Source organism: Acidimicrobiales bacterium, assembly GCA_036273495.1.
Taxonomy (GTDB): domain Bacteria; phylum Actinomycetota; class Acidimicrobiia; order Acidimicrobiales; family JAJPHE01; genus DASSEU01.
This window is the reverse complement of sequence record DASUHN010000066.1, coordinates 1-7,004: the sequence shown is the minus strand read 5'-3', so window position 1 is coordinate 7,004 and position 7,004 is coordinate 1. Positions and strand designations below refer to the sequence as shown.

At 70.9% G+C, this 7,004-nt stretch carries 8 protein-coding genes; 4 read left to right on the top strand and 4 right to left on the bottom strand.

The annotated features are described in order from the left end of the window. Both VFW24_02590 and VFW24_02585 read right to left on the bottom strand, forming a co-directional pair. Nucleotides 1-232, bottom strand: a 232-nt coding sequence (locus tag VFW24_02590) for a hypothetical protein (protein ID HEX5265635.1), incomplete at its 3' end; no start/stop codon positions are given. Nucleotides 233-243: 11 nt separating this feature from the next. Next, on the bottom strand, nucleotides 244-1,011 hold the full coding sequence (locus tag VFW24_02585) for an HAD-IIA family hydrolase (GenBank protein HEX5265634.1): 768 nt from the start codon (nucleotides 1,009-1,011) through the stop codon (nucleotides 244-246). 47 nt (nucleotides 1,012-1,058) lie between these two features. Here VFW24_02585 and VFW24_02580 point away from each other — a divergent pair, with 47 nt between their 5' ends. After that, nucleotides 1,059-2,270: a DUF1015 domain-containing protein gene (locus VFW24_02580; protein HEX5265633.1), complete on the top strand. Its 1,212-nt coding sequence runs from the start codon at nucleotides 1,059-1,061 to the stop codon at nucleotides 2,268-2,270. Nucleotides 2,271-2,336: 66 nt separating this feature from the next. Then, nucleotides 2,337-3,332, top strand: a complete 996-nt coding sequence (locus VFW24_02575; GenBank protein HEX5265632.1) for a hypothetical protein — start codon at nucleotides 2,337-2,339, stop codon at nucleotides 3,330-3,332. 44 nt (nucleotides 3,333-3,376) lie between these two features. Here VFW24_02575 and VFW24_02570 read toward each other — a convergent pair whose 3' ends face one another. Then, on the bottom strand, nucleotides 3,377-3,922 hold the full coding sequence (locus VFW24_02570; protein ID HEX5265631.1) for an SEC-C metal-binding domain-containing protein: 546 nt from the start codon (nucleotides 3,920-3,922) through the stop codon (nucleotides 3,377-3,379). A 127-nt stretch (nucleotides 3,923-4,049) separates the two neighbouring features. On the opposite strand from VFW24_02570, the gene VFW24_02565 reads away from it, so the two are divergent. Both VFW24_02565 and VFW24_02560 read left to right on the top strand, forming a co-directional pair. Further along, nucleotides 4,050-5,501 (top strand): IS66 family transposase, encoded by a 1,452-nt coding sequence (locus tag VFW24_02565; protein ID HEX5265630.1) that lies wholly within the window; start codon nucleotides 4,050-4,052, stop codon nucleotides 5,499-5,501. Between the two features lie 47 nt (nucleotides 5,502-5,548). Next, the gene (locus VFW24_02560) at nucleotides 5,549-6,463 is read left to right on the top strand and encodes an enoyl-CoA hydratase (GenBank protein ID HEX5265629.1); all 915 of its coding nucleotides are present in this window, start codon (nucleotides 5,549-5,551) and stop codon (nucleotides 6,461-6,463) included. A gap of 13 nt (nucleotides 6,464-6,476) precedes the next feature. Here VFW24_02560 and VFW24_02555 read toward each other — a convergent pair. Continuing rightward, nucleotides 6,477-7,004: hypothetical protein (locus VFW24_02555; GenBank protein HEX5265628.1), on the bottom strand; the 528-nt coding region annotated here is incomplete at its 5' end.

The following is a 7,004-nucleotide window of genomic DNA, read 5'->3' as shown; positions in this document are numbered from 1 at the left end:
GGCCCACCGCCGCCAGCTGGCGGCGGACCTCCCCCCGCACGACCTCCGAGAGCATCTCGGCGTTGCGCCGGCTGCGCTCGAGCAGGTCCTCGATCAGGTCCCGGGCCTGCGCCGGCGCCACCTCACCTGCGTGGACGAGGTCCTTGACCATCTCCTCGGCACGAGCCCGGGTGAGCTGGCCGAGGGCCAGGCCCATGTCGAGGTAACGCTTCAGCACGGGTTCCTGGGCCATGACGGGAAACGCTACCCCGCCACCGCCTCCACCAAGCCGTTGAAGTCGGCCGCCACGTGGGCCGGCGCCCCGTCCCCCTCCTTCGGATGCTCCCGGGTAACTCCCGACAGCACCAGCCCGAAGGGGACCCCGAGGCGCTGCGCCAGCAGCCCGTCGGTGTCCAGCCGGTCCCCGACCACGAGGTCGACGCGTCCCCCGGCCCGGGCCAGGAGCAGCTCGGCCACCGGCGGGTTGGGCTTGCCGGCCACCACGGGCTCGGTCCCGGTGGCGAAGGCCACCGCCGCCACCAGCGCACCCGCCCCCGGCAGCAATCCGTCAGGCGTCGGATAGGTGGCGTCCCGGTTGGTGGCCACGAACGTGGCGCCGTCCCATACGGCCCGGCATGCCACCGTCAGCAGGGCGAAGTCGAAGTCGCGGTTCCACCCGACCACCAACGCGTCGGCCGGTCCCTCCGACCTGGGCTCGACGCCGCGCTCCCGCAGGGCCTCGGTGACGCCGGCCCCGCCGCACACAACGGCGGAGCTCCCCACCTTCAGCAGGCCGGCGGCGGCCTGAGCCGACGTGACGATGTCAGCGGGCGGCACGTCGATGCCCATCCGCTGGAGCTTGGCCACGTACTCCCCCACGGTCAGCGACGAGTTGTTGGTCACGAACAGCACCCGGACCCCGCGCGCCCGGGCGCGTGCGACGGCCTCGTCTCCGTGCGGGATGGGGTTGTCGGCCAGCCAGATGACCCCGTCGAGGTCCACGACCCAGACGGAGCCCGCGTCGGTCGGCATCGGGCCATCCTGGCAGGTGGCCCTCCCGAGAGGTGGTAGGAAGGGTCATGCCCCGATTCGAGCCTTTCCCCGGGCTCCGCTACGCCCCCGAGGTCGATCTCGATCTGGTCGTGGCGCCTCCCTATGACGTCATCGGGCCCGAGGAGCGGGCCGCCCTGGTGGCGCAGAGCCCCCACAACTCGGTCCTCGTCGAGCTGCCCGCCGACGAGCCGGCCGAGGGGCGGGACCGTTTCGAGCAGGCCACCCATCTGCTGGACCTGTGGCGCAACGAAGGAGTGCTGACACGCGACGCCGAGCCGGCCTTCTACGTCAGCCGCATGACGTTCCGCGACGAGTCGGGACGGGAGCGCAGCACGATCGGGGTGATCGGCGCCCTCGAGTTCGGAGTTCCGGGGGAAGGCGACGTGCTGCCCCACGAGCGCACCACCCCCAAGCCCAAGGGTGAGCGGCTCAACCTCCAGCGGGCCTGTCGCGCCAACCTGTCTCCGGTGTGGGGTCTCTCCATGGCGGAGGGCATGTCGGCGGTGGTCGCGCCTGGCGGCCAGGTCGCCGGTGAGCACCTGGGCCGGGCCACCGATCCCGACGGCGTGACCCACGAGCTGTGGCGGCTCGACCCGTCCCGCGTCGGGAAGCTCAGCTCGCTCGTCTCCACCTCACCGGTCGTGCTGGCCGACGGCCACCACCGCTACGAGACCGGCCTCGCCTACCACCGCGAGGTGCGGGCCGAGCGCGGCGACGCCCCCGGGGACCACGACCTGATCATGGCCCTGGTGGTGGAGCTCTCCGAGGAGCAGCTCTCCGTCCGCGGCATCCACCGCCTGCTGTCGCTGCTGCCGGAGCGCCTCGACGTGCCCGACGCCTTCGGGGCCCACTTCTCCCTGACGGAGGCGGGCCCGGTGGACGGCCGCTTCCTCCTGCGCATGCTCGACGAGGGAGCCCTCGGCTTGGTCACGCCGACGGGGTCGTGGCTGGCCCGGCCCCTCCCGGCCACCGAGGAAGCCGCCGAGTATCCCCTGGACTCGGCCCGCCTGGAGGTGGCGCTCGAGACCCTGCCGCCCCACGAGGTGGTGTACCAGCACGGGGTCGAGAACATCGCCGCCGCCGTCGACAAGGGGGAGGCCCAGGTCGGCGTCCTGCTCCGGCCGGCCGACGTGGCCACCATCTCCGACATGGCGCGCCAGCGGCTGCTGATGCCCCCTAAGACGACGTTCTTCTACCCCAAGCCCCGCACCGGCCTCGTGTTCCGGTCGCTCGACTAGCCGACTAGCGGCCCGGTCCCCCCGGCAGGCTCCGGCCCGAGAGGCCGGCGACGCGATACTTGGGGGATGGTGGACCAGGCGGAGGCGGCGCAACACGAGCTGGTTGCGGCGCTCTCGTGCCTGCCCCTCGACGTCGAAGGCGCCGTGGTGCACCTTTCCGCCGCCATCCGGGGCTTCACCGAGAGCGGCGACGCCCGCCGAGCGGGGATCGCGTGCGCCCGGCTCGGCGATGTGTATGCCAGCTTCATGGGGAACCGCACGGCGGCCAGAGCGTGGTACGCACGGGCGGATCGTCACGTTGCCGATCTGCCCTCGTGTGTGGAGCAGGGATGGGTCGCAATCGCGTCGATGGGTTGTGAGGTCGACGATCCCGACGTGCTCCTGGCGCGCGCCGAGCTGGCGTTGTCACGGGCGCGGGAGTTCGGAGACGTCGACCTGGAGATCAAGGCGCTGGCCGACTCCGGGCTGGCCCACGTCGAGACCGGTCGGGTCGGCGAGGGCATGGCCTTGCTCGACGAGTCGATGGCGCTCGTCATCTCCCGGCAGTGCGAGTCCCCCGCCGGGATGACGACGCTCGGCCAGTCGGTGTGCTCGTTCTTCACGGCGTGCTACTTCTCCGGGGACTACGAGCGGGCGGAGGCGTGGCGGGAGCCGCTCCGCCGGAACGGGCTGATCGGAGGCGTGCCCGGCACACCCGTGTTCCTCAGCTCGCACTGTGACTCCATACAGGCCGCGCTGCTGTGTGAGCTCGGCCGGTGGCACGAGGCCGAAGCGGTGCTCGTGCGGGCAATTGGCGAGTTCGAGTCGCTGATGACGGCGCCGGCCTGGCACCCGGCGGTGGCCCTGGCGGACCTGCGCGTCCGCCAGGGAAGGCTGGCCGAGGCGGAGGCACTACTGGTCGGCAAGGACTCCAGTCCCCAGGCGCTGCTCCCGGCCGCCCGCATGCACCTGGCCCGGGGCGAGCACGAGCTGGCGCGGGCCTCGGCCCGCCGGGGCCTCCGGACGATGAAGAACGACTGTCTCCGGACGATCGAGCTCCTGACCGTCATCGTCCAGGCGTAACTGTTCAGGTGCCTGACGGCAGCTGGCGTCGTTGACTCGGCGGATTAGCCCGCGAGTAGGAGTCCTGCGGGTGTGCGACTGGCTCCACACTTCACCGCCAACGAGGCCAGCAGCGCTTCGCGGATCAGGCAGTCCGACTCGCTGTCGAGATCGAGAAAGGCGGCGGCAGCGACGTCGTTGGTGATCCGACCTGCGCCGCGCAGTGCCAACACGGCCCGGCCGAGTTCGGCGCGCACCAACGGGCTGTCGACCCTGGCCAGCGCGGGTCCCAGTGCCTGTTCGAACTCCTCTCCGTCCCGTGTGGCGATGGCGCTCTGGAGGCGTTCCAGCTCCGGAGGAAGGAACGCGGGCAGGCGCAGGTGGCAGCTGAGATCGACGTTGGGCAGGCGGCCGACCTCGGTGTAGAGCTCGATGAGGTCGTCGACCTTGCGCAGGGCGCTGCGCAGGGCCGGGGCGGTCGCCCTGCGTTGTTCGACCAAGAACGCCTTGGCCAGATCGGCTTCTGAGGGGCCCCGGCGGGCCTCGCAGCAACGCTTGGCCTTGGCCCCGCTGCCGCAAAGGCACGGTTGATTGCGCCCCACCTTGCTCATCGGCTCCTCCTCCCGCGATCCCGGGTGCCATGCTCACACCGGGGCCTGAGGCAGTGGTGGATCCCGAGATGCCAGAAATTCTCCGCGGAGCGGCAGGAATCGCGCGGAGGGTCGCGAAAGTTGCCGTGTGAACGAGCGTCGGCCGAACCGTGAGGACCTGGAGGCCGAGAACGCCGCACTCCGGGAGGTCGTCGAGGACCTGCGGGCCGAGATCGAACAGCTCAAGGCCCGCATCTTCGAGCTGGAGCGCCGAGCGGGGCGCAACTCCAACAACTCGTCCTTGCCTCCCTCGCGAGACGACAACAAGGCCCGAGAGGAGCGGGCCAACCGTGCCGCTCGGCGCCGGGCCCAGCGCGAAGCCCGGCGCAAGCCAGGCAAGCAGCCGGGTGATCCGGGCAAGAACCTGGCCCAGGTAACCGATCCCGACGAGGTCGTCGACCACGTGCCCACCCACTGCGGGGACTGCGGAGCCTCCCTGGCCAAGGCGGAGGTGACCGGACGGGAAGTCCGCCAGGTCTTCGACCTGCCCGCCAGGCGCCGGGAGGTGACCGAGCACGTCGCCGAGTGGCGCCGATGCTCGTGCGGTTGTGAGACGGGGGGAGCCTTCCCGCCCGAGGCCACCGCCCCGACAGCGTGGGGACCGCAGGTGCGGGCCTATGGGATCTATCTCATGAACCGTCAGCTCATCCCCGTGGAGCGCACCGCCGAGATCCTCTCCGACCTGTTGGGGGCGCCGGTCTCCACCGGGTTCCTGGCCGGCCTGGCGGCGCGGGCGGCCGAGGGTCTGGAGGACTTCAGCACCGTCCTGGCCGATTGCCTGGCGGACGAGGAAGTCGTCCACGTGGACGAGACCGGCTCCCGGGTGGCGGGGACCAAGTGGTGGTGGCACGTGGCGTCCACCTCGCTTCTCACCTTCTTGGGCATCCACCCCAAAAGAGGTGTCGAGGCCACCGACGCCTTCGGGATCCTGCCGCGGTTCTCGGGCATCCTGGTCCATGACCGCTGGGCTCCCTATTGGCGCTACGACCAGGCCGGACACGCCATCTGTAACGCCCACATCCTCCGAGACCTGGAGGACGTGGCGGCCTACCTCGACCAGGAGGAGTGGGCCGAGGCCATGTCCAGGGTCTTGGTGGACGCCAAGGCAGTAGCCGATGCCGCCGCTGAGGCCGGTCTCGATGCGGTCCCCATCGGTCAGTACCGCTGGCTGCGGGGCCGCTACAACGCCATCGTCGAGGAGGCCTTGGAGGCCAACCCCGAACCACGACGCCGTAAGCGCAACGCCGCCGAGAAGGCGGCCTACAACCTGGCCGTGGCCCTCCGCGACCACGCTGATGAGATCCTGCTGTTCATCTCCGATCTACGGGTGAGCTTCGACAACAACCGCGCCGAGCGCGATCTGCGCATGGCCAAGCTGCAGCAGAAGATCTCTGGCACCTTCCGGACCGAGGCCGGTGCCCGCAACTTCGCCAGGATCCGCAGCTACATCGAGACCGGGCGCAAGCACGGGCTCAACCCGGTGGATCTGCTCACCGACCTGTTCATGGGTCGGCCCTGGATGATCCCGCAGACCACCTGAACAGTTACGATCCGGCTTTCGCAGCCGGACCCAGGGAGGGACCCGTCGTGGGGGAGTACAAGTACGTCAGCTACGAGACGCTGGACGAGGGCCGGATCGCCCGGATCATGCTCAACCGGCCCGAGGCCCGCAACGCCCAGCACCGCGGCCTCCTGGTCGATCTGGGGGACGCCTTTCTCGAGGCCGAGGCCGACGACCAGGTCCGGGTGGTCATCCTGGGCGGGGCCGGTCCGCTGTTCTCCTCCGGTCACGACATGGGTTCGAAGGACTCGATCGCCGAACGGGAGGCCGGGCCCGACCAGCACGCCTCGTTCCGGACCAACGGCGCCACCCGTTCGGGCGCCGAGGGCCGGATGCTCCAGGAGTGGCACTACTTCTTCGAGAACACCCGTCGTTGGCGCAATCTCCGCAAGATCACGATCGCCCAGGTTCACGGCACGGTCTACGCGGCCGGCCTCATGCTGATGTGGGCGTGCGACCTGATCGTGGCCGCTGACAACGTCCGCTTTGCCGACGTTGTGGGGACGCGTCTCGGGATGTGTGGGGTCGAGTACTTCGCCCACCCGTGGGAGTTCGGGCCGCGCAAGACCAAGGAGCTCATGCTCACCGGTGACTCCATCGACGTCGACGAGGCGCACGCCCTCGGCATGGTGTCGAAGGTCTTCCCCCAGGACGAGCTGGCCGAGCGGACCCTGGAGTTTGCCCGGCGCATCGCCGAGGTCCCGACCATGGCGGCCCTGCTCATCAAGGAGTCGGTCAACCAGAGCCAGGACAACATGGGCTTCTACAACGCCCTCCAGGCGTGCTTCACGATCCACCAGCTCAACCACTCGCACTGGGCCGAGATCCACGAGAACAAGTACCCGGTGGCCCTGCCCGAGGACGGCATGGACTGGCGCACCGCTCCTCCCGTGGTCCCGGCCGTCAAGGACCTGGTGCGCGCCCCGGCGCCGGCCCGTTAGCCCACCCGCCGATCTACGGGTAGCTGAACGCCCGGTCGATGCGGTTGCCGGACGTCACGATCTCCTCGGTGAGCGGGCGTCCGGTCCCGTCGAGGCGGATCGTGTCCCATATCGGTCCGCCCGGGAGGTAGAGGGTCAGGCCCGGGCCGCCGCCCGGGAGGCCGGTCACGTAGTCGGCCCCGTGGGCCCACGGCTCGTCCGCCAGCAGGGCGGCGCCGGTCTCGTCCTCCGACGCCGGGGGGGCCTGGCCGCCGGCGGTGTGGACCGTCTCGACCACGTGGACCCGGGCCACGCGGCCGACCGTCGCCACCAGGGTTCCGAGGGCGCCGGGATCCTGGGAGGGCGGGGGCCAGGTAACGTCGGCCACCCACACCCCGCCCCGCCATCCCGGTGCCGATGCCGCCACCGCCAGCTGCTCGGTGGCTCCTGGCGGTGAGAAGGGCCCCGAGAAGCATCCGGCCCCGCAGGGCCTGAGGCCGCCCAGCGGGCCGGGGGGGCCGGCGCCCCCCACCCGCGACAGGACCACCATGGTCCCGACCAG

Coding starts and splice junctions, on each gene's coding strand:
- VFW24_02585 (HEX5265634.1), bottom strand. CDS start 1,011: ATGCCGACCGACGCGGGCTCCGTCTGGGTCGTGGACCTCGACGGGGTC.
- VFW24_02580 (HEX5265633.1), top strand. CDS start 1,059: ATGCCCCGATTCGAGCCTTTCCCCGGGCTCCGCTACGCCCCCGAGGTC.
- VFW24_02575 (HEX5265632.1), top strand. CDS start 2,337: ATGGTGGACCAGGCGGAGGCGGCGCAACACGAGCTGGTTGCGGCGCTC.
- VFW24_02570 (HEX5265631.1), bottom strand. CDS start 3,922: ATGAGCAAGGTGGGGCGCAATCAACCGTGCCTTTGCGGCAGCGGGGCC.